Source organism: Bartonella sp. TT110JLCBS (genome assembly GCF_042193405.1).
Classification (GTDB): Bacteria; Pseudomonadota; Alphaproteobacteria; order Rhizobiales; family Rhizobiaceae; genus Bartonella.
Map to the genome: position 1 here is coordinate 1 of NZ_JBHILT010000014.1, position 22,591 is coordinate 22,591.

A 22,591-nucleotide genomic window follows, 5' to 3' on the forward strand; every position below is an offset into this window, starting at 1 on the left:
TTGCCATCAGCCGCAATGGAACTGCCTGTGATGCTAAGATCATGCGGTTTGCCATCCTGCCCTGCAATGACAGTGGTATCACCTCCCGATTTTATCGAAGAGCCAACGGCATGAGAGGCTTGCATGTCCACTTTCGTGTTTTTGGTGCGAAGATGATATTCCACTTCATCGTTTCTTACCCCTATTGTTACCTCCCCTTGGGCGCCAAGAGCAACATTGCCCTTGGCATCTATATCGGAAGCAGCAATATGGATATCGCCACCCGATAGAACAGTGGTATTTTTTCCAGAACTTAAATGAGAGCCATTGTGCACGGCAACATGAGAAGTTTGATCCCCGCGATGGCTATTGGTACTGTTGCGTGTGGCATCAATCGAAACATTCCTCTCAGCTTGTAAGGAAAGTTTATCCGTTGCTTGAACATCAGAGTCTAAAATATTCAAATCTTTTCCAGAGACATAAGTGGGCTTGATGTACTTTGAAAAATATTTCTTTAAAACAAATGTGTGAATACACAACAACAAGTGTATTCCGTTTAGGGTGTTTTGTTTTGCATGAGGAGTATGATCTCATTAAAAAATGCAATAAACAAAAACGTAAGACAATGCGTCATCTTCATTTTCATTATTTAAAAGACATTGCTCTAAATGCTTTTGAAAATCGTAAAGCTAAATTAAAAGAAGATGGTAAAGTTGGAAACTGATTCCTATCTTTACATCTTCATATTCTTCCCCAATGAGACTGTATTTCCCAAAGCTTACTCCAACAGATATATGTAGTACGCTCGCTCTAATCTGGTATATAAAAGTAGACTAATGTTCGTCACTGGTTATGATCTTGTCCTATTTCTGAGATTAATTAAATACTTTTCACTTAAGCGTAAAATGACAGCCGTGATATAAGATTTTATATAATAAGTAGTTATAAAATAGAGAGCTAATAAAATAAAGGCCCCGTTAAACGAGGCCTTAGTATTTTTTATGCTTCTAATTTCATTTTTACGAAATTAGAATTTGTAAGCGACACCTACACGGAAGTCATTGGTTTTGTAGTTGAATTCACGTGTATCGTTTGCGAATTTCTTTTTACCAAAATCGGAGTAACGGTATTCTGCACGTAAAAGAACGTTGTCTGTCATTGCAAAGTCAACACCGCCGCCAATAGTGAAACCAACCATTGTCTTCGTGTCATCAGCCCAAGTACCACCAGTCAAATCTACATTTTGCTTAACTGGTGGTTTTTCAACCACATCAGCTTTTTGCTCAACTTTAACTCTCTCTCCTTTTCCTGTAACTGATTGAATGCCCTGTACCTGCGCATAGGCAATACCACCAGCAACATAAGGCATAATACGGTCAACAGCAGCAAAACCGATACGAACACGTGTAGCACCAGACCATTTTTCTTTGTAACTGTGCTTTTCCGTTACCTTGTCACCTATTTCAAACCGTTGCTGATCTTTTAATTCGACCTTAGCTTTTTCAAGGGCAGCATTAAAATCTTCTGCATTTTTTTCAGTAAGAGTCAATTCACGGGCTGTTTTTGATTCTTCACGGCCCGCCCAAACTGCATCGGTTTCAACACCGAGAATGAGACTATTTCCGAGGTCTACGTTAGATCCGGCATAAATACCACCCATGAAACCAGAAGGACTAGGTGTGTTATCTTTTTTGAAAAGTCCTTTATCTTCTCCTGGAATAGTTACTTTAGTTTTACTCGAAAAGTTGCCCACTTGACCACCAAGATAAAAACCTGTCCAAGAAAATGAAGGGGCTGCAGCGATAACTGCTGGTGCGACTTCATGAGGAATCACCACATCAGCAGCTTGTGCTGCAGAAGCTGAAATTAAAGCGGCAATAGAAGTTGCTATTAAAGATTTTGTATTCATAATTTTGCTCCTAAATTAACTATCAAACGACCTTACAAGATTACAGATAGAAAAGCTGTAGTAAAAATGTCACAATCATACAAATAAAACCCCAGAAAACAGCGGTTTTGTAAAAGTCAATATCTCTTAAAAATTTAATTTTTTATTAATACTTTTTATTCATAATTGCACTTTTGATGAAATTAGAACTTGTAAGCGATACTTATACGAAAGTCATTGCTTTTGTAGCCTAGTTTAAGATAATCCTTTTTAAATTCCTTCTTACCAAAGTCTGAGTAACAGTATTCCGCACGAAGCAGAATATGATCTGTCATCGCGAAATCTATACCACCACCAAGAGTGAAATCCACCATCGTTTTTGTTTTATCAAATACCGTAGCAGAAAATGCTTTACTTGGGTTATCATTTGCCGATTTTTTTGTTCCTGAAATTTTACCAACACCCTGTATTTACGCATAAACAATACTACCGGCAAGATAAGGCATAATACGATCAGCGACGGAAAAACCAACACGAACCCGTGTTGCACCAGACCTTTTTCTTTGAAACCAATGCGATAAACTGCTGTGTCACCCTTTTGAAACTTTTCATTTTCATCCAATGTAACACCAGCATCTTCAAATTCATCATTAAAATCATTAATCGTAAGAATCTTTGAGACCGTCCTCGTCTCTCCTCGGTCTGCCCAGACTGTATCAGTTTCAACACCTAGAATAAGGACATTTCCAAGATCTACGTTGTAACCTAAATAAATACCACTTATGAAACCGGAAGGCATAGGTAGCGCATCTTTATCTGAAGTTTTTTCTTTTGTCTCAAAATCAAATACATAAACTTTGACTTGAAAAGTTGCCAACTTAACTACCAAGATAAAAACCTGTCTAAGAAAACGAAAGAGCTATGATAACTGTTGGAGCTGTTTTACGAGGAATGACAATATCAGCAGCTTGTGCCGCAGAAGCTGTAGTCATAGCGATAACAAAAGTTGTTACTAAAGATTTTGTATTCGTAAACTTTGCGCCTCATTTATTTAGAGGATAATGCTACAAGATTACAGAAAGAAAAGCTGTAGTAAAAAATAATACAGTTATAGAAAATGGAGGATGCACTCAAAACAAAATCGCTGCATGACTTTACAACGTTATTAACTTCACTCCGTACGAGAATTCGTAAGTTAACTTATCGATTTTGAATGTAATTCTTGCCTGTCGTTTATGAAAATATTTTTATATCTCCAATAAATATGGAGTGGGTAATAATATAACAACAGAAAATAATAGAGGCTCTGTCAAAGACAGAGCCTCTTGGAAGTTTATTTCGTTTTTTACGAAATTAGAATTTGTAAGCAACGCCAACGCGGAAATCATTGACTCTGTATTGAAGTTCAGCTGTGTCTTTAAAGTATTTCTTTTTACCGTAGTCTGAGTAACGGTATTCTGCACGTAACAGAACATTGTCTGTCATTGCGAAGTCAACACCAGCACCAAGGGTGAAACCAACAAGGGTCTTTGTTTCATCATATACGTTACCAGAAGCAACCAATTTACCAGAATCAGCAGAAGTATCAACAGCTTTTTTCACTTCAATCGCGGAAATTCCTTGCATTTGCGTATAAGCAACACCACCAGCGATATAAGGCATGATACGATCAGCAGCAAATCCAATGCGAACGCGTGTAGCACCAGACCACTTTTCTTTCAGAGTAACACTTTCGGTGTATGCATCTCCTGATGCAACTTTTAGACCATCTTTCACTGGAATCTTAGCTTCTGTAAGGATTTTAGTAATACCTTCAGCAGTTTTATTTAATAATCCTCCAACCGTATGTTCACCGTAATTAACTGTGTCTTTTTTACCAACAAAAGAGACATCTGTATCCAAGCCGAAGATCACACCACTGCCGAGATCAATATTGTAACCTGTGTATAGGCCACCGATCATACCGGAAAACTTAAAATCGTTTGAAAAGTTATCAGATTTTATTGAACGCCCACCAATCTGAGCACCAAGATAAAAACCTGTCCAAGAATAGGCAGGGGCTGCTGTGATGACTGCTGGGGCTGTTTCACGAGGGATGACAACATCAGCAGCTTGTGCTGCAGAAGCTGCCGCTATAGCGATAACAGAAGTTGTTACTAAAGATTTTATATTCATAAACTTTGCTCCTAATTTATTTATGAGCACAGTGCTACAAGATTACAGAAAGAAAAGCTGTAGTAAAAATGATACAGTCACAGAAAATGGAGGGCACATCCCAGACAAAATTGCTTCATAGCTTGATTTTGTACGAGAAACCTAAAGATATATATATATAAATAACTTATTGATTTTTAAATGTAACTTTTGTTTGTTGTCTATGAATTTTTTTAAGAAAATCTGAATAATATCTTTTCACATCCACAATAAATTATGTATTGTGTGATAATATAGCAACAAAGAATAACAGAGGCTCGGTCAAAGACAGAGCCTCTTCGTTATTTAACTTACCATCTATTAAAATTTGTAAGCAACACCAACACGGAAATCATTGGTTTTATAAGATGTCTCATATTTATCATTTGAGAATTTCTTTTTACCAAAATCAGAGTAACGATATTCCGCACGGACAATAACGTTATTGGTCATTGCTAAATCAACACCAGCACCAAGCGTGTAACCAACAAGGGTCTTTGTTTCATCAGACAGAGTACCAGAAGCGATTACTTTGTCTGAATCTTTATCTGTTATTGAAATCAACGCACTATCTTGAAGCTGTGTATAAGCGATACCACCAGCAACATAAGGCATAATGCGTTCAGCTGCAAAACCAATACGCACGCGCGTTGCACCAGCCCATTTTTGTTTAAAAGTGAAACTGTGGGTTCGTTTAGCACCAGGTTTAAGCGCATCTTTACCAATATTAATTGCAGCGTCTTTTAATACCTTGTTAATATAATTGATGTGTTCTGGGGCAATGACATATGTTTTTCCTGTCTTCGTATCATCTTTATTAGACCACATGATATCTGTATCAACACCTAGAATAAGGCCATTACCAAGATCAACGTTGGAACCTGCGTAAAGACCACCCATGAAACCAGATAGTTTAGGCAAAAGGTCATCAGGCGCTGGAATCTTGTTTCCATTACTGAGAATATCCATTTTCGTTTTACCCGAAAAACCACCAATCTGGCCCCCAACATAAAAACCTGTCCAAGAAAAAGTTGGAGCAACAATAACGGGAGCAACAGGTGTTGGACTGGGGGGAACAATAACATCTGCTGCTTGAGCTGCTGAAGCTGAAACAAAAGCGAAAGCAGAAGCTGTTATTAACCATTTCATATTCATATTTTCTCTCCATAGCTGAATATTTATTTGAACACATCATTTCATATAGAGCCCCATCTTCAGATATCTGTAGTAAAAATGACACACTTATAAAAAAAACAAAAAGCCAATCAAAGCACCCTTAATTGCTTGATCTGTAATAAATGAGAATTAAACTATGCCCATGCACAAATGATCCCTTTTCCTCACATTTGCTCTCCTTTATAATTTTGCAAAAAATCTGTGTCACAGTATCCTCCGTGTAAAGCGTATACTATTGACATGAAAATATAATATATTGATTTATAATGAAAAAATATCTTTTATATTCATTCATCTGTAATATTGAAGATGCTCTTATCTTAAGCCTTTTTATATTAAAGAAACCATCCCCCCTGCACCTCACAAACGCGCAAGTGTGTGAATAAATAAAACTATTTAAAAGCTAGAATGGCTCCTATTAATATTCTCAATATTATAACAATGAAGACTGTTACAATATTGAGAGCAGCTAAATGTAACAGTTCCATTTAAATTCATACAAACAACGTTTTTAGCTTCATCCTTCGTATAACCAAATGTGAATAGCTCTTTGATTATTTTTTCATCATTGTAAAGAATGCTTGTACCCTACAGAACAAGATCTTCACTACCCTATGAACTGCAACAAGATTACATGCAATTTCATCACGCTTGCTCTTTGTTTTTAATTTAGGCATTTATTCCTTTTTGACATACTTACCATTTTTTTCTTCTCTCAACCTTATAGTAAAGTCTTTTTCAGAGCTTCAGCCTTATTTGTAGGCTATCATTTCATACTCCTTTACAAGACGAAATTGAAAAAAATACCTAAAGACAGACAACCGGTATGATAAACATTAAAACTTATATAGAAATCTCCTTAAAGCTGAAAAAATGAGAAATCTTTCTTAAAGTTTTCAAACCACCCCTTGCTTTAAAAATCATGAATTTGGCAGAAAAAATATCCCTCTTTTTCAACTTCAAAGCATATATTATACTTCTTTATGTTTTTTTCACTTTTTAAAAACTCATTGGACCTCGTGCAAATAGGTTTGGCCGTCCTCTTTTCCCTGGTCTTTTTTTAGGATAATGATCTCTTTTTTTACCAGAATGTAACACAGGTACTAACTTAGCTGCTGTTATGCATTCGCTGTTATTTGTGCAAGAAAGTTCTATCTGAAAAACTTCAGATAATAACTTGCAAAGCTGTTCACCAGAAAAAAAACCTATTGGAGGAATAGTCGAAGATGCTCTCTGTACAAGGTTTTGAGACGCTAAAAAACTCGCACTCTGAGTGATAGAGATTGAAGCAAAAGTAGCAAAAGTTGTAATAAAATATTTTATATTCATAAATTTAACCTCATTAAATATCCATAATGGATTTTATCTAGTGCCTTCATTGCAAATTTCCAGAGAAAAATAATGTGTTTATAGATAAAAAGTGAAAATCCTTTAAAATAAAGCTTTGGAGAATTTTGCTTTTAAAATAAAAGAAAATTGCCCTGCTCTGCCAACATAGAAATTACTTATCGAGTAATAAATAAAGGCACGAAGTATCGTCTGAAAATAATAAACTATACGAATTTTACACCAACATATTGATTTATATATATAATCTATATTTTCCATATTGAATACCCCCCTCAAATATTAGAATATTATCTCATTTCAAACTTGTTCATTATACATTAAGCAAATTTATTCGCTTACACATCATAAATAAGGTTTGTATATGGATAAAAGTCTTGAAAAAAGGAGAAATTCTTACGAGAATGCTTAAATACAAAAGCTATTGCAACATTTTGATTGAGTAAAAAGCGCTCTTGCTGACTTGTTTCTAACAAATTTTTCTAGGAGTCGTTCTTTGCATTGTTCAGTATAATCGTGGTTATCTTTATACATTAATCATATAGTATATTGATTTATAATGATAGTTTATCGTTATTCATATTGAATAAGAACCCTAAATACCATAAGATTCTCTCATTCCAAATCTTTTTCATGTTGAATCAATCAACACCATTTGTTTGCACGTTATAAGTGGGGAAAGCTGTGTGGATAAAAAAGACTAAAAATGTCTCTTATGAACCGTACCAAGGGCTAAGGACTTACACAACATTGGGAATTGGCACAGTTGTGTGGATGATAGCGGCTTGTTACTCCATAAGCATGAAGATGGTAGTGTTCAATAGATTTTATATCATATTTTTGAGGGCGTTATCATTATACCATTCATAAGCGCCGCCGTAAAATGGACTTGGGTGCCGGTTTCTTTAAAAAAGCACATGAATTAGCAACACAAATATATTCCGTTTAGGGCGTTCTGTTTTACACGAAGAACGTAAATCCATTAAAAACATGAGGCAATGCGTAATCTCTATTATTTAACAGACATTGCTTTAAATACTTTTGAACGTCGTAAAGCCGAATTAAAAATGATGGTAAAGATGAGTTTTGGTTTTTACATTTACACATTCATATTCTCCCCCAATTAGGCTGTATACCGGTTGCAGAGATTTAAGTCTTCCAACCTACCGTATGTTTTCAGCCTCTCCTCAAAATTGCTTTGTTTCAAATAAAAGCTGTTAAAAAAATAAAAAATATGAATTCGCAAAAGTACTTTTATTACCTAAACTTCAAATGAAATAGCACTTAAGAATTTATTATAATTCTTATCAGAAAAGATGAGAGGATAAAATGCCCATAATGTACAAGCATTTTGTCCTCTCACATCAATAATTAACTCTATTTAAAAGCCAATTTTAAAGTTAGCTATGCGCAAAAATATCAACTTCCGCCCATCCTAAAAGATCAAGCCTAGCTCTCATAGGCAAAAATTGAAAGCATGCCTTGGCAACATTTTCTCGCTCTTCACGTCTTAAACGTTCTTCAAATATAACTTTTAAACGATGTAAATATAACACATCCGACGCAGCATATTCAATTTGTGCCTGTGATAACGTTTCTGCCGCCCAATCCGAAGATTGTTGCTGTTTAGAAATATTCACATTCAGCAGTTCATTACAAATTTCTTTCAAGCCATGACGATCCGTATAAGTGCGCGTAAGTTTCGAAGCAATCTTTGTACAAAAAACAGCTTCTGGCATAACACCAAATGTATGCGCTAAAATAGCAAGATCAAAACGCCCAAAATGGAATATTTTGGTAATTGCGTTATCCTCAAGCAATTTTATCAAATTGGGTGCACTCTTTTGTTCTTTAGCAATCTGTATAACGTCAGCAGTACCATCTCCAGAAGAAAGCTGAACAACGCATAAACGATCACGATAGGGTTGTAATCCTAAAGTCTCGGTATCAATCGCAATGGCATCAGTTTTATAATTGTCTAAGTTTGGTAAATCACCTTGATGAACGCGAATCTCAGCCATTTACCCTCCTGCTTGCTAAAGCAGCAAGAATACGCGCCCAAGACCGCTGCCCCTTATGAAACGATTTTAAATTATACTTTTCATTAGGAGAATGAATACGGTCATCAGCCAGTCCAAAACCAACCAAAAGAGTTTCCATACCAAGAATTGATCGAAAATCTGCTACAATTGGGATCGATCCCCCCATGGCTGTCAAGACAGCAGGCACTTCCCACTCTTGTGATAAGGCATCCTTCGCCTCCTTGATAAAAGATGAATCATCAGAAATCTGAAGTGCCGGAGAAGAACCGTGATTCTTAAATTCAACCTTACAATCAGCAGGAATTGAGCTACGTACATAATCACGCAACGCTTGGCGTATTTTCTCTGGATCTTGCTTATGCACCAAACGACACGATACTTTTGCACTCGCTTGAGAAGCAATAACCGTTTTCATCCCTTCCCCTTCATAGCCGCCACTAATACCATTAATTTCCATGGTAGGACGTGCCCATACAAGCTCTAAAATGCTCCGCCCTTTTTCACCAGCTGGAACGGAAAGTCCTATAGGACCAAGAAAATTTTCAGCAGTACAATTAAGCGCATTCCATGATTGTAAAATATGTGGAGGTGTTTCTTCTACTCCATCATAAAAACCAGGAAGTGTTACCCTATTATTTTCATCGTGAAGTCCTGCTAAGATTTTCGTTAAAATACGAATGGGATTAGCTGCTACTCCTCCAAAATAACCAGAATGCAAATCACGATTAGCTGCTGTGATAATAATCTCTTCTGCCATAATTCCCCGAAGAGAAAGAGCAATAGATGGTGTATTCGCATCCCACATTGACGTGTCACAAACCAATGCATAATCTGCCTTAAGTTCATCTGTATTTGCTTTTAAAAAAGGAATAAGGGAAGGAGAAGCACTCTCTTCCTCGCCTTCACATAAAATAGTAACTTTAATAGGAAGCTGCCCTGTTTCTTTCTTAAATGCACGACATGCTTCAATAAAAGTCATCAACTGACCTTTGTCATCTGAAGCTCCACGAGCACAAATAACTTTCTCTCCATCTCTCTCTTTTAAAGAAGGTGTAAATGGATCATCCTCCCATAAACTCAATGGATCAACAGGTTGAACATCATAATGTCCGTAAAACAACACATGCAAACAATCATCTGAAGGTCCTGGATGATGTCCAACAACCATTGGATGACCTGGTGTATCGCGCCGTGAAGCCTCAAAACCTATTGTTTTTAAATCTTCTACCAACCAATCAGCTGCTTTACGACATGCATCCTTATAAGCTAAGTCGGTAGAAATCGATTGAAAACGTAAAAGAGAAAAAAGGCGTTCAAGGCTCTTCTCTATATTTCCATCAAGATGTGTTAGTACTTTATTCAGCATAAAAAAAACCTTTCAAGCCTTGTGTAATTATATTATAGATACGATGACTTTAAGCCTCTTGTAAGATTTTGCAAGACGCCTTATTCATTTTTGACATTGTGAGCAGTAAAAACTTGAACGTCCAGCCTGTAAAATGCGCATAATAGGCGCTCCACATTCCAAACATTGCTTGCCTTCTCGTCCATAAACTGAAAAAGCATGTTGAAAATAACCAAGTGAACCATCTATACGCATATAATCACGTAAAGAAGAGCCACCAGACAAAATGGCTTCAGAAATCACATTGCGTATATTTTGTGCTAAAGAATCTGCAAATTCACATGCACGTGTCGTTTTTGATGCCAATGTAAATGCACCACGTTGTGGAGACAAACGACTCCGCCAAAGTGCTTCGCAAACATAAATATTCCCAAGACCTGCAACAATAGACTGATCAAGTAAAACACCCTTGAGAGACATTTTTTTATTAACAAAAGCCTTTTGTAAATAACGACCAGAAAACGAATTACTCATAGGTTCAAGACCTAGCTTATTTAAAAGTGGATGTTCATAAAGCTTATCCGTATCGACTAAAAGCATAAACCCAAAGCGACGCACATCATTATAAATAAGACGATAAACGTCACCATTCTTTGTCTGAATATCCATGACAAAATGATCATGTTTAACTAATTTACTTGACGCTGAGCAAGTTTTTCTTAAAAAATCATTCTCTATACGCCATGAACCAGACATTCCTAAATGGCTTAAAATCGTTTCATCCTGAGAAAGATGAAATAATAAATATTTCGCACGCCGACCAAGTTCTATAATTGTTCTGCCAATAAGGCGCTCAGAAAAAGCCTCAGGAAAAGGAAAGCGCAAATCTCTACGATTAAGTTTGACAGATACTATCTTTGCATCAGTTACAACGGACTCAAGTCCACGACGAACTGTCTCTACTTCAGGAAGCTCAGGCATTACTCTTCTTTAATAATTATACACTTTCCAATCGTATCACTGATAAATTGACTTCTTCCCCCCTCAAAAAACGAAGACTTCCTCTACATCTACTAAACAAATTCTTGATGAGTGGATTTTACTCGGATTCCTACTCATGTGAGTCATTTAACTAAAGGCTTTATGGTCAAGCCCTGCCTTGAATATATACCACACACTCTAAAATACTTAACGTATCAATGAGACTTACATCCCACCCCACCTCAAATGACGGTGTTTTATGGTAACAAAATTAAGCCCATTCACCCTTACGAAATACAGGAACTCTTACACCATCTTGGGTAATGCCATCTATGTCAATTTCACCAGAACCAATCATCCAGTCAATATGAATGATACTTTTATTCCCACCACGCGCTGCAATCTCTTCTGCTGTCAATGACGCTCCATCTAAAAAGCATTTGGAATAACACTGCCCTAAAGCAATATGACATGCAGCATTTTCATCAAATAAGGTATTATAAAAAAGGAGGTCACTCTTAGAAATTGGTGAAGAATGGGGCACAAGGGCAACTTCGCCCAACCGGCTTGCACCCTCATCACTTTGCAAAACCTGCTGTAAAACTTCTTGGCCTGTTGATGCACGAGCCTCAACAATACGCCCTGCTTCAAAACGTACTTCAATATTATCAACCAGAGTTCCTTGATAGGAAAGGGGCTTTGTTGAGCGAACGAAACCTTCAACCTTATGAGCATGAGGAGTCGTGAAAACTTCTTCTGTCGGAATATTCGGATTGCAAATAACACCATTTTGAGCAATGGATGCACCACCATGCCATTCATGATCATCTGCCAAACCAACAGTTAAATCAGTCCCTGGCCCTGTAAAGTGTAAGGCAGAAAAACGCTGCTCATTAAGCCAAGATGACCGTTTCTTCAAATGTGCATTATGGACAGTCCACGCCTGCACCGGATCTTCTCCTGTAACACGTGAAGCAGAAAAAATTGCATCAGCTAATTTTTTAATCGCCTCATTAAGTGGTAAAGAAGGAAACATTGCCTCAGCCCATCCTGCTGTTGGATAAGCAACAATCGACCAATTCATAGCAAAATTTGATATTTGCTTGAGTGCCGGCTGGTAAGCTATTGAAGTGGCTTTATTTAAACGTGAAACCTTATCAAAATCCTGATTGGAAAGGAGCAAAGGATTATCACCAACAATCGCTAAACGCGCTGCCCCATTTTCAAAAGCCTTTGCCATTCCCTCATAGAGCCAAGAAGGGGCACAATCAAAACTAGCTGTATGGGCATTTTCAAACCGTGTAAGTGATAACATATCATCACTAAAAATTGGTGTAATGACACCAGCACCAACCTTATAAGCATGATATGCAATACGCCGAACAAAAGGTAACGCTGAAACTGGAGCAGTTAAAACAAGATCCTGCCCCTCTTGTAAATTCAACCCCACTTTCACTGTAATTTCTGCAAGACGATTAAGCATTTCAGGCGAAATTGTCTCATGAATATCAAAGTACATTACCAATACCCTTCTTTAAATAGAATGCGTTCTTTATGTCGTCATATTATAAATTGTTTTTCAGATCCTTTGAATTTACTTTCCTCACCTATATTTGTAAGTGTTATCATCGCCAAAGGATTTACTTAATTCATAAACCGCAAGGGATGATAAAACCCTTCTTTGGTCGTGCAAAAATTATCGGATTGTGTACCGCTTTTCTAACATTGCAACAATTGCATTTAACTGATCTGATGAAGGCAACGCCATAACCGATTTATTTTCCTCTTTCCTAGCTGGATGTTGAGGCGCATAGGCGGGAATGGGAACTTTATCAAGCTGTACCATCGCAAAAGACGTAGGATGGTCCGTCTTGGACTGTGCTACCTGTGTAGAAGAAGATATACTCTTTTCTGTTCTTATTTCTCTACTTTCTAAACTTTCATCTACAAAGCTTGGCGTATTACCAGAACGTTCTTGGGCAAAGGCATAAGCAACATCATAAGGGCGATTATTCGTAGGAATTTGAAGCGACCCATCACGTGATCGTTTTTCATAAAAAGCATTTCCCCCTGCAACCTGAACATAATGCATGTTTTTATACGGAAAAGACAAACCAGCGGTATGAAAAAACTTAGCGTTTTTAACTTTCTTATCTCGTTCACCCCGTAAAACAGCATCAGCCGCCTCTCTTACACGAGCAACAGATGCTTTTTCCGTCATAGGACGCGTTAAAACACCAGGAGCAAATTGCCTATATTGACCAACAACACCACAAATTGTCTTAGGATAGGCGGTTGAATTAACACGATTCATAACAACCGTTCCAACGGCAATCATCCCTTCTCGGCTTGTGCGATTTGATTCAAAATACATCGCTCTCATAAGACATTGACGCTCTGTCAATGGATACGTAACCGTTTTTGTCTTATTATTATTTACTTTTCCAGTATCTAAATGACTTGAAGCACATCCCACAACAACTAATGGCGCTACACAACAGGTAACAAAAACATTCAAACGATTTTTTTTCATCTTATGCAACACATTCCTATAATCTCTGAGCTATTCAAGTTTTGAAATGAGCTTTAAATGTATCTCTCAATAAAGTACATAGCTAATTGTTACCACTCAGCAAAATTTTAATACAAGAGGTAATCAAAAAGTATCTATGCAAAATAAAAAATAAAAAACTCTTAATTTACAGATCAATATTGTTATTCTTCACGGTTCAATATAGGCTATAATAACCTATACGTTTCAATTATAATAAAATAACACTATCCATTTCTTCTACATACGAAAAAAATAATACAGATATCCCCTTTGAATATAAAATTTTAACAAAATGATCTGAAAGGAAATTCCCCTAGAAAACTCCCCTCCTGCCACAATACGAGTGATGATATCATCTAATATACAAATATGTCAAACAAAGAGTTAGCAATCTGCCATGCTTCTCTGAAAAAACTCTTTGTTGCTTCTTTGTGCTTTTCCATAAGATGGTTATCTTATTCTTTCTATAGCTGCACTGTAAGAAAATACTCACATATCTACAAACTTATTTTATACATATAAGAAAAATTTTAATTTATTTTCTTCTCATCTACCCCAACTTTATAAGTAAGGTCATCGCGAGGACGATCAGAGGACATATGGTAACCCGTTATGATATAATGCAGCATTTCAGCAATATTAGTAACATGATCACCAATTCGTTCAATATTCTTTAAACAAAACAGTAAGTGCGTACAAACCGTAATATTGCGCATATCTTCCATCATATACGTCAAAAGTTCACGAAAAAGAGAAGTATACAAAGCATCAATCTTCTCATCACGCTCACGCACCGCGTCAACACGCTCTAATAAGCGACTCGTATAAGCATTTAAGACTTCTTTTAATTGATTGAGAGCTAAAGCTGTAATCGCTTCAAGCCCATGATAAAAGGACGTAGATTGACGTATTTCTGAAAGTGCAACAGTCCTCTTAGCAATGTTTTTGGCCATGTCCCCAATCCGCTCAAGATCAGAAGAAATACGAATGGCTCCAATAATTTCACGCAAATCTACAGCCATCGGTTGACGTTTGCAAATAATAGCAACCGCTTTTTCATCAATGTCACGTTCTGCTTCATCTAAAAATACATCATCGGCAATCACTGTCGTTGCAAGTTGAAGATCACTACACACAACCGATGCGACAGAACGTTCAATCATCCTTTCTGCATGGCTCCCCATTTCTGTAATCCTTGCTTTTAAATATTTTAGTTCTGCATCATAAGAACGGACAGTATGATTCATAGACATATCTTATACTCCTCAATTCACCTATCCAAAACGTCCCGTAATATAATCTTGCGTCCGTTGTTCTTTTGGTGAGGTGAAGATCATTTCAGTCGCACCAACTTCTACCAAATGCCCTAAATGAAACATAGCTGTATATTGAGAAACACGTGCGGCCTGTTGCATGGAATGCGTTACGATAACAATTGTATAATTCTGCCTCAATGCATCGATAAGCTCTTCAATCCGTGCTGTCGCAATGGGATCAAGAGCCGAACAGGGCTCATCCATCAAAATAACTTCAGGACTAACCGCAATGGCGCGTGCAATACACAAACGCTGTTGTTGTCCTCCTGATAAACTTGTTCCAAGATCATGAAGTCGGTCTTTTACTTCTTCAAACAAACCTGCCTGCCTCAAACTCTTTTCAACGACATCATGCAATTCAGAACGCGTTTTAACTAAACCATGAATGCGTGGTCCATAAGCAACATTCTCAAATATAGATTTTGGAAAAGGACTAGGTTTTTGAAAAACCATTCCTACACGTGCACGCAATTCTACAACATCAATCCGTGTGTCATAAATATTCTCCCCATCTAAGGTAATAAGACCCGTTATTTTAGCGCCTTCAATCGTATCATTCATACGGTTAAAACAACGCAAAAAAGTCGACTTCCCGCATCCTGATGGACCTATCAAAGCCGTCACTTGATGTTCAGGAATATCAAGTGTAATACCATGGAGTGCTTCTTTGTCTCCATAAGAAACCTTCACATCCTGACCACGCATTTTAATTTTCATTATAAAAATTCACCTTACAAAAATCTTATCGAAGTTGTTATTTTATTAAAATTACTGGCGGCGTTCAAATCGTCGACGTAAAAAAACCGCAGAAATATTCATGATCGCCAAAAAAATCATTAATACAATAATAGCCCCCGACGTCTTTTCAACAAAAGCGCGCTCTGCTTCACCCGCCCACATAAAAATTTGAACAGGCAAAGCTGTTGCTGGATCCATGGGGGTCGTAGGAATATTAACAACAAAAGCAACCATTCCAATCAAAAGCAAAGGCGCAGTTTCACCCAAAGCCTGAGCTACTCCAATAATTGTGCCTGTCAAAATACCAGGTGCTGCTAAAGGAACAACATGATGAAAAATCATTTGTGTTTTTGATGCCCCCAACCCTAACGCTGCGGCACGAATAGAGAGAGGAACAGCACGCAAAGCAGAACGTGTCGCAATAATGATCGTGGGGAGTGTCATGAGCGCTAAAACAAGACCACCAACCAAAGAAGCTGAACGTGGTAACCCCAAAAAATTAACAAAAACCGCGAGTCCTAAAAGACCAAATACAATCGAAGGAATAGCAGCAAGGTTATTGATATTAACTTCAATAAAATCTGTAAATTTATTTTTGCGTGCATATTCTTCCAAATAAAGAGCCGTCGCTATGCCTATCGGGAGTGAAACCAATAAAACGATGCCTATCATATAAAGAGAACCAATGATCGCAACACCTAAGCCCGCAGTTTCAGGACGACTTGAAGCGCCAAATGTAAAAAAACCAACATTAAATGTTTTATAAAGCGTACCATCATGCGCTAAACGCTTTATCCATTCTACTTGTCGATTAGAAACTTTACGGTTTTTTTCTGCTACATGCAGATCAATCTGCCCCTTATAAGCAGAATCGATATCCGCAGCTGCCAAAACTTTGATTTTTTGCATTGTGCCAATCAGTTTTGGATTCTTTGTCACCATTTCACGAAGTTGAACACGGACGCCATTTGAAAACATACGATTAACATCCCGCAGAGAAGCTCGATCATTTTGATCGATATCAAGTTTCTTTGCTAAAGCATTGCGTACAAGAATCGGATAATTCGCCGTTATGAGAACCTGTGGATTTGTTTTACGTTGACCACCTGGATCAATGATCTTTTCATCCAAATAAATTGATAATGTCATTTGACTTTGAAAAAAAGCTGTATAACCTTGGCTAATAATAGAGCATAAAAGTGCAAATAAAAAAAACAAACCAATAAAAATGGCAATTAAACCATAGGCACGAAAACGACGTTCAGCCCAATACCGACGTTTGAGGCTAATATTGCGACGAGGAAAAAGAATTTTTTCATTCATTCATATTGTTCCCGATATTTACGCACAATATAAAGAGCTAGAATATTCATCAAAAGTGTCATAACAAAGAGTGTCATTCCCAAGGCAAAAGCCACCAGAGTTTGTGGAGAGTTAAACTCAAAATCACCGGTTAATTGATTAACAATCTTAACAGTCATCGTAGTCATTGCTTCGAAAGGATTGAGTGTTAAGTTTGCTGCAACACCTGCCGCCAAAACCACAATCATTGTTTCTCCAATTGCACGCGATGCCGTCAACAAAATTGCTCCCATAATCCCTGGAAGCGCTGCAGGTATAACGACTTTCTTAATCGTTTCAGACTGCGTTGCTCCTAAACCATAAGAACCTTCACGTAAAATACGTGGAACAGCTGTTATAACATCATCTGACAAAGAGGAAACAAAAGGAATTAACATAATTCCCATCACAACTCCAGCAGTCAAAACACTTTGCGCCATAATAAAACTAACCCCGTCTGAGAGAGAAGCAGAGAGATCACGTAAAAATGGTCCTACAACCTTCAAAGCAAAAAAGCCATAAACAATCGTTGGAATGCCAGCAAGAACTTCTAACAATGGCTTCACAATTGCTCGCAATCGCGAAGAAGCATACTCGGCCATATAAAGAGCTGAAAATAATCCTATAGGTACAGCAAAAAGCATGGCAACAAATGCAATATAAAGCGTACCAGCAAGAAGCGGTATTAAACCAAATTGTCCTACTTCATTGCTTGAACCGCTCGCAGAAAAACGTGGATCCCAAACCGTTCCTAAAAAGAAATTCGAAAAGGATACAGACTGAAAAAAGCTTATTGTCTGAAAAAACATAGAAAGTGCAATGGCTATTGTCGTCAAGATAGCAACGATAGAAGCACAAGCCAAGCCAATAATAATCAAAGATTCAACCTTATTACGCGCACGCTGTTGAGGAGCAATTTGCATCATTCCACAGATAAAACCAAAGAACGCAATAGCAAAAAGGAAACCATGACCAATAAACTGAAGCTTTTCAGAAGAAAATACCCATGATTGTGCTATTTTGAACACATCATCCGATGCTTCATGAGGTAAAACAAACCCTTTCGTGAGTAATTGTTCCTGCACTTTCTTATAGGAAACGGTAGAAAGGTCCCCTTCAAAGTGATGAAGCATTTTGACGAGACTTCGAAGTGTCTCCCAAAGTAGATCATGATTTACAGGCTCTGTTACATGCGCACTATACGCCCCAAGCTCTTGAGAGGCATTATATTCTAAATAAATTGTACTCCCCGCATCCCAAAAAATTAAAAAAATAAAAGCTGGAATAACAGTAATCAAAAATGTCCACCAGCCATAATAATACGCACGAGAATGCATTTTATGTTGTCTGTCTTCAAGAAAGCGTGCTCGCATATAAGAAATACAAAAGCCACAAAATCCAAGAGTCAACAACAGCAAAACAATGAAGGAAATGCGCATTTTATCTTTCAGTTCTTATAAAAAAATAGCACCAAAAACTCTTACTTTGGAAATCCAACAAATTATTCCCAGCCAATTATTTCAATGTCATTACTCGACCAGCAGAAAAATCAGAACGCTGTGCTTGACGTTCCTTTTCAGGAGAAACAATCAAACCATATTCAGCCAAAGGCCCCTCTGGACCAATCATTTGATCAGAAAGAAAAAAATCAACATACTCTCGCAAACCTGAAATAATACCTAAATGTGCTTTCTTAATATAGAAAAAAAGCGGACGAGAAACTGGATATTGTCCACTAGAAATCGTCTCAACTGTTGGCGCAAAACCGTTAATATCGGCAACCTTTAGCCTATCGGCATTATTTTGATAAAAAGACAAACCAAAAATACCAACCCCTGTTTTATTAGAAGTTAGACGCGCAAATGTTTCAGAATAATCACCATCAATATCAACCGCTTTTCCATCCTTACGTACTGCAATACAAGCAGTGTATATTTCCTTATCATCCATCCCTAAAGACTTCATCGTCTCAACCGCTCCACTCTCTTTACAGCCTACAGCAAGTAATTTTTCTTCAAAAACTTCACGCGTTCCATGCTTCTCTCCAGGAATATACGCTGCTATCGTCCAGTCAGGAAGAGCACCATTAACTGCATTCCATCTCGAAACATTATTGGGCTGCAACTTTCCGTCTATAATAATTCGAGCAGCAAGGGCCTTATAAACATCTACTGGCTGTAATTTCCAATCAGGTCCCTTAATATCTGTTGCAAAAACAATGCCATCATACCCAATACGTATTTCCTCAACATCTTTTACACCAGCATCAAAACAAGACTGTAATTCACTCGGTTTCATTGCTCGCGAAGCATTAACAATATCAACAGTGTTCTCCCCAATACCACGGCAGAATTCCTTAATACCAGCTCCTGTTCCACCAGATTCGATAACAGGAACCTTAAAATGAGGATAAATTTCCCCAAATGTTTCAGCAACAATCTTTTGATAAGGTAAAACTGTAGATGAACCAGTAATCTGTATTTGATCGCGCGCATTGCCTCCATTTGCTGACAGCAGTAGCGCAAAAAACAATCCCACTCCAATTGATAATACTCTATTCATCTATAAGCTCCCTAAAAATTGAGGATAAAGCCTCTTAATTTATATTATACGGTCATTCTAGTTCACATTTGCAACATAACAAATATAAAAAAACAATATGGATCATTTTTAAAAACCATGTTTTTGTCCTCTGTCAAATAAATTCATTTGAACGCTTGAACTCAATAACATCCCAAAACAAATGAGCAACATCTGTACCGCAGAAGCGTTTAATTTCACGAATTCCTGTAGGAGACGTCACATTAATTTCTGTTATATAATCTCCAATCACATCAATCCCCACAAAAAGAAGACCGCGTTCCTTTAAAGCTGGACCAATGCGTTCACAAATCTCATAATCACGTTTTGTTAACTCAACATTTTCCGCGCGACCTCCAACATGCATATTAGAACGAACATCTGTTTCTGTCGGAATTCGATTAATAGCTCCAACAGGTGTACCATCAAGCAAAATAATCCTTTTATCTCCTTTTCGTACTGCCTCTAAATAGCGCTGAACAATAAACGGTTCGTGATAAATTTCTGCAAACATTTCCAACAATGATGCTAAATTGCGATCATCTTGTTTTAAATAAAAAATACCAGCGCCCCCATTTCCATAAAGTGGTTTAACAATAATATCGCCAAATGTCTCTCTAAAAGCTGTTATTTCTTCAATATCTTTGGTAATTAATGTTTCTGGCATCAGATCGGAAAATTCAGTAACAAAAATTTTTTCTGGACTGTTGCGTACCCATGCCGGATCATTCACAACGAGTGTTTTAGGATGAATACGTTCTAACAAATGAGTTGTTGTGATATAATTGAGATCAAAAGGTGGATCTTGGCGTAAAAGAACCACATCCATATCTGTTAATTCAGTGCGAACAGGCTTTTCTAATTGATAGTGGCTTCCCTCTTTATCATGTACAATCAATGGCTCTAGTCGTGCAATCACACAACCATTACACAGAGATAAACGATCTGGTGTATAATGGAAGAGAGAGTGTCCACGTTCTTGTGCTGCTAAAGCGAGTGCAAATGTCGTATCTCCTTGAATCCGAACTGTTGAAATATGATCCATCTGAATGGCAATTTTCATCAATAAATCCTCCCTATCCTAAAAGCAGACTGGTCTATGCACCATAAACTTAGTAAACAATAAAAGAACTATGACAAGAGAAAATTTATGACACAAGAAACAGATATAAAATTAAACAACAAAGAAATCGAACGCTATGCACGCCATATCATTTTGCCTGAAATTGGTGGCGCAGGACAACAAAAGCTAAAAAAAGCACGCGTTCTTGTTGTGGGCGCCGGTGGTCTTGGTGCTTCTGTCTTAACCTATTTGGCTGCTGCAGGTGTTGGAACCCTTGGAATTGTCGATAACGACATCGTTTCACTTTCCAATTTACAACGCCAAGTTATTCATAAAACAAATGCAATAAACAAAAGCAAAACAGACAGTGCTGAAACCACTATAAAAGCAATAAATCCCCATGTTGTAGTTGAAAAACACACCCTACGCTTAGATAAAAGTAATGTGGATAAACTGCTCAATGCTTACCACATCATTGTTGATGGAAGTGATAATTTTACGACACGCTATCTTCTTGCTGATCACGCTGCCCAATGCAAAAAACCTTTAATAAGTGGTGCTGTAGAACGTTTTAATGGCTCATTAACCGTCCTTATGCCGTATAAAGACAATAATCCTCACTATCGCGATTTATTTCCCACCCCTCCAGCTCACGGGACTATCCCAACATGCGCTGAAACTGGAATCATCGGTGTTTTACCTGGCGTTATTGGGACCCTACAAGCAATGGAAGTTATTAAAATGATCACAAACATCGGAGAGCCATTAGTAGGAAAGATTCTTCTCTATAACGGATTATTAGCGCAATTTAATGTTATTACCTATAAACGCTCAAATTATAAAGAAAATGCCATAGTTATTAAGAAGCTTGGAGAATCATGATGATGTCCTCTCTTCCACTAATTTTTAGCACTCTCGCAACATATATTGAAATACTAGTATTTTATCGCAAATCATCGAAACACTGTAACCCATGGAAACTATTAGATTTATCACAAATATGGAAAACCTTTTGTGAAAAAATAATTCTCTATAATGGATTATCGACATAATTTCATGTCATCGTCTATAAATGGACAGAGACTCATGCAAATGTAGCGGCCATCAGTGTTCTTGTGTAAAAAATTTTCGGCGTAGATAAAAATACAATCAGCGGAATTCTATTCAGCTATTTTACTATTCACACATAAAAATTGTTTCACATGGCAGTGCTTACTTCAGACCGCCATGGGTTTTCCAATTCACGGGTTTGTTTTAAAGAGACATGTCTTAAGGCACCCAAGCTCATTTCGCGGCGCCGACCGTGAATGGTATAACGATACAGCCATTGAGCACCTCCATCTTTACGCTTATGAAGAAGCAAGCCGGCACCATCATTATATTTGCCAGCCCCCAATGTTGCGACAGATCTTGCATTAAGCCGATTCATCAGAATCATTTTTACTCCTTTCTTTTATAGTTTTTACCCACACGCCAGCCCCGCTTGTGACGTGCAAGCAAGTGATTTTGATTGATTCAAGATACACAGATTTGAAATGAGAGAATTCTACGTTATTCGGGGTTCTAATTCAATGTGAATAACGCTAAATTATAATTATAAATCAATGTCTTATACAGACAACAACCTATAAATAATCTAAGTCATATTTTAGTGACCGATACTATAAAAGGTCAATGATCTGTACCTACACCTCTAACCTTAAGAAAAAACGTCTATTCATCAAGCATCATAAAATGCAGCTTAGGATCATTGCACGTATAAGAACAATCAATTGTCTCTGTTCATAAAAAAATACATGGGGATTGATGTGTATAGAAGGATTAAGATAAACTTCATGGAGAGCTTTAATTACATAATTATTACATTCAGAAGCAGAAAGCTGCGGCTCATGAATTGATAATCCTTCAGCTATAATTTTACAGACAAGTATATGTAGAAAAAGTGAAGCCCACAAATCTTGAAAACCAATCCGCAGATGACAGCGTAAAGAGTGTATTTTTATAAAAGATCTCTTTAAAATAAGCGAGTAAACATGCAACGTTAAATG

17 protein-coding genes and 3 pseudogenes are annotated in these 22,591 nt (G+C 37.3%); 2 read left to right on the forward strand and 18 right to left on the reverse strand.

The window, feature by feature from the left end:
* A pseudogene (locus tag ACFILW_RS06655) lies at positions 1-464 on the reverse strand (hemagglutinin repeat-containing protein); the annotation flags it as partial.
* A 14-nt stretch (positions 465-478) separates the two neighbouring features.
* On the opposite strand from ACFILW_RS06655, the gene ACFILW_RS06660 reads away from it, so the two are divergent.
* Positions 479-703, forward strand: coding sequence for a hypothetical protein (locus ACFILW_RS06660; RefSeq protein ID WP_375623109.1), 225 nt, complete (start codon positions 479-481; stop codon positions 701-703).
* A 303-nt stretch (positions 704-1,006) separates the two neighbouring features.
* Here the strand turns inward: ACFILW_RS06660 and ACFILW_RS06665 are convergent, their stop codons facing one another.
* From ACFILW_RS06665 to gshB, 16 genes and pseudogenes are all read right to left on the reverse strand, one after another.
* Positions 1,007-1,888, reverse strand: coding sequence for an outer membrane protein (locus tag ACFILW_RS06665; protein ID WP_375623099.1), 882 nt, complete (start codon positions 1,886-1,888; stop codon positions 1,007-1,009).
* Between the two features lie 182 nt (positions 1,889-2,070).
* Positions 2,071-2,859, reverse strand: a pseudogene (locus tag ACFILW_RS06670) (outer membrane protein).
* A gap of 361 nt (positions 2,860-3,220) precedes the next feature.
* Positions 3,221-4,042: an outer membrane protein gene (locus ACFILW_RS06675; RefSeq protein WP_375685393.1), complete on the reverse strand. Its 822-nt coding sequence runs from the start codon at positions 4,040-4,042 to the stop codon at positions 3,221-3,223.
* Between the two features lie 339 nt (positions 4,043-4,381).
* Entirely contained in the window at positions 4,382-5,215 is an 834-nt protein-coding gene (locus tag ACFILW_RS06680) for an outer membrane protein (protein WP_375623095.1), read from the reverse strand.
* Positions 5,216-6,235: 1,020 nt separating this feature from the next.
* Complete coding sequence (locus ACFILW_RS06685; RefSeq protein WP_375623093.1) at positions 6,236-6,565, reverse strand: hypothetical protein; 330 nt, start codon at positions 6,563-6,565, stop codon at positions 6,236-6,238.
* A gap of 1,418 nt (positions 6,566-7,983) precedes the next feature.
* Positions 7,984-8,604, reverse strand: coding sequence for a ribonuclease D (locus ACFILW_RS06690; RefSeq protein WP_375623091.1), 621 nt, complete (start codon positions 8,602-8,604; stop codon positions 7,984-7,986).
* On the reverse strand, positions 8,597-9,991 hold the full coding sequence (locus ACFILW_RS06695; RefSeq protein ID WP_375685394.1) for a M20/M25/M40 family metallo-hydrolase: 1,395 nt from the start codon (positions 9,989-9,991) through the stop codon (positions 8,597-8,599). Before ACFILW_RS06695 ends, ACFILW_RS06690 begins: the two co-directional genes overlap by 8 nt.
* An 84-nt stretch (positions 9,992-10,075) precedes the next feature.
* The gene (gene mutM, locus ACFILW_RS06700; protein WP_375685395.1) at positions 10,076-10,951 is read right to left on the reverse strand and encodes a bifunctional DNA-formamidopyrimidine glycosylase/DNA-(apurinic or apyrimidinic site) lyase; all 876 of its coding nucleotides are present in this window, start codon (positions 10,949-10,951) and stop codon (positions 10,076-10,078) included.
* Between the two features lie 271 nt (positions 10,952-11,222).
* On the reverse strand, positions 11,223-12,470 hold the full coding sequence (locus ACFILW_RS06705) for an aminopeptidase (protein WP_375623085.1): 1,248 nt from the start codon (positions 12,468-12,470) through the stop codon (positions 11,223-11,225).
* Positions 12,471-12,647: 177 nt separating this feature from the next.
* Entirely contained in the window at positions 12,648-13,484 is an 837-nt protein-coding gene (locus tag ACFILW_RS06710) for a cell wall hydrolase (RefSeq protein ID WP_375623083.1), read from the reverse strand.
* Between the two features lie 551 nt (positions 13,485-14,035).
* Positions 14,036-14,758, reverse strand: a complete 723-nt coding sequence (phoU, locus tag ACFILW_RS06715) for a phosphate signaling complex protein PhoU (RefSeq protein WP_375623081.1) — start codon at positions 14,756-14,758, stop codon at positions 14,036-14,038.
* A gap of 21 nt (positions 14,759-14,779) precedes the next feature.
* Complete coding sequence (gene pstB / locus ACFILW_RS06720) at positions 14,780-15,538, reverse strand: phosphate ABC transporter ATP-binding protein PstB (protein WP_012230692.1); 759 nt, start codon at positions 15,536-15,538, stop codon at positions 14,780-14,782.
* 51 nt (positions 15,539-15,589) lie between these two features.
* Positions 15,590-16,882 (reverse strand): phosphate ABC transporter permease PstA, encoded by a 1,293-nt coding sequence (gene pstA / locus ACFILW_RS06725; protein ID WP_375623078.1) that lies wholly within the window; start codon positions 16,880-16,882, stop codon positions 15,590-15,592.
* Positions 16,879-18,339 carry a phosphate ABC transporter permease subunit PstC gene (gene pstC / locus ACFILW_RS06730; protein WP_375623076.1) on the reverse strand — a complete coding sequence of 487 codons (1,461 nt, stop codon included), beginning with the start codon at positions 18,337-18,339 and terminating at the stop codon, positions 16,879-16,881. The genes pstA and pstC overlap by 4 nt, the downstream gene beginning before the upstream one ends.
* A 76-nt stretch (positions 18,340-18,415) precedes the next feature.
* Complete coding sequence (locus ACFILW_RS06735) at positions 18,416-19,462, reverse strand: PstS family phosphate ABC transporter substrate-binding protein (protein WP_375685396.1); 1,047 nt, start codon at positions 19,460-19,462, stop codon at positions 18,416-18,418.
* Positions 19,463-19,595: 133 nt separating this feature from the next.
* A complete protein-coding gene (gene gshB / locus ACFILW_RS06740; RefSeq protein ID WP_375623072.1) occupies positions 19,596-20,543 on the reverse strand; it encodes a glutathione synthase in 948 nt (315 codons plus the stop codon).
* A gap of 87 nt (positions 20,544-20,630) precedes the next feature.
* Between gshB and ACFILW_RS06745 the strand changes: the two genes are divergently transcribed.
* Complete coding sequence (locus tag ACFILW_RS06745) at positions 20,631-21,425, forward strand: molybdopterin-synthase adenylyltransferase MoeB (protein ID WP_375623070.1); 795 nt, start codon at positions 20,631-20,633, stop codon at positions 21,423-21,425.
* 337 nt (positions 21,426-21,762) lie between these two features.
* On the opposite strand, the pseudogene ACFILW_RS06750 reads toward ACFILW_RS06745, so the two are convergent.
* A pseudogene (locus ACFILW_RS06750) lies at positions 21,763-21,981 on the reverse strand (Arm DNA-binding domain-containing protein); the annotation flags it as partial.
* Positions 21,982-22,591: the final 610 nt, after the last annotated feature.

Excerpts from the sequence above, each read along its gene's own strand:
- ACFILW_RS06665 (WP_375623099.1), bottom strand. The coding sequence starts at position 1,888 with ATGAATACAAAATCTTTAATAGCAACTTCTATTGCCGCTTTAATTTCA.
- ACFILW_RS06675 (WP_375685393.1), bottom strand. The coding sequence starts at position 4,042 with ATGAATATAAAATCTTTAGTAACAACTTCTGTTATCGCTATAGCGGCA.
- ACFILW_RS06680 (WP_375623095.1), bottom strand. The coding sequence starts at position 5,215 with ATGAATATGAAATGGTTAATAACAGCTTCTGCTTTCGCTTTTGTTTCA.
- ACFILW_RS06685 (WP_375623093.1), bottom strand. The coding sequence starts at position 6,565 with ATGAATATAAAATATTTTATTACAACTTTTGCTACTTTTGCTTCAATC.
- ACFILW_RS06690 (WP_375623091.1), bottom strand. The coding sequence starts at position 8,604 with ATGGCTGAGATTCGCGTTCATCAAGGTGATTTACCAAACTTAGACAAT.
- ACFILW_RS06695 (WP_375685394.1), bottom strand. The coding sequence starts at position 9,991 with ATGCTGAATAAAGTACTAACACATCTTGATGGAAATATAGAGAAGAGC.
- mutM (WP_375685395.1), bottom strand. The coding sequence starts at position 10,951 with ATGCCTGAGCTTCCTGAAGTAGAGACAGTTCGTCGTGGACTTGAGTCC.
- ACFILW_RS06705 (WP_375623085.1), bottom strand. The coding sequence starts at position 12,470 with ATGTACTTTGATATTCATGAGACAATTTCGCCTGAAATGCTTAATCGT.
- ACFILW_RS06710 (WP_375623083.1), bottom strand. The coding sequence starts at position 13,484 with ATGAAAAAAAATCGTTTGAATGTTTTTGTTACCTGTTGTGTAGCGCCA.
- phoU (WP_375623081.1), bottom strand. The coding sequence starts at position 14,758 with ATGTCTATGAATCATACTGTCCGTTCTTATGATGCAGAACTAAAATAT.
- pstB (WP_012230692.1), bottom strand. The coding sequence starts at position 15,538 with ATGAAAATTAAAATGCGTGGTCAGGATGTGAAGGTTTCTTATGGAGAC.
- pstA (WP_375623078.1), bottom strand. The coding sequence starts at position 16,882 with ATGAATGAAAAAATTCTTTTTCCTCGTCGCAATATTAGCCTCAAACGT.
- pstC (WP_375623076.1), bottom strand. The coding sequence starts at position 18,339 with ATGCGCATTTCCTTCATTGTTTTGCTGTTGTTGACTCTTGGATTTTGT.
- ACFILW_RS06735 (WP_375685396.1), bottom strand. The coding sequence starts at position 19,462 with ATGAATAGAGTATTATCAATTGGAGTGGGATTGTTTTTTGCGCTACTG.
- gshB (WP_375623072.1), bottom strand. The coding sequence starts at position 20,543 with ATGAAAATTGCCATTCAGATGGATCATATTTCAACAGTTCGGATTCAA.
- ACFILW_RS06745 (WP_375623070.1), top strand. The coding sequence starts at position 20,631 with ATGACACAAGAAACAGATATAAAATTAAACAACAAAGAAATCGAACGC.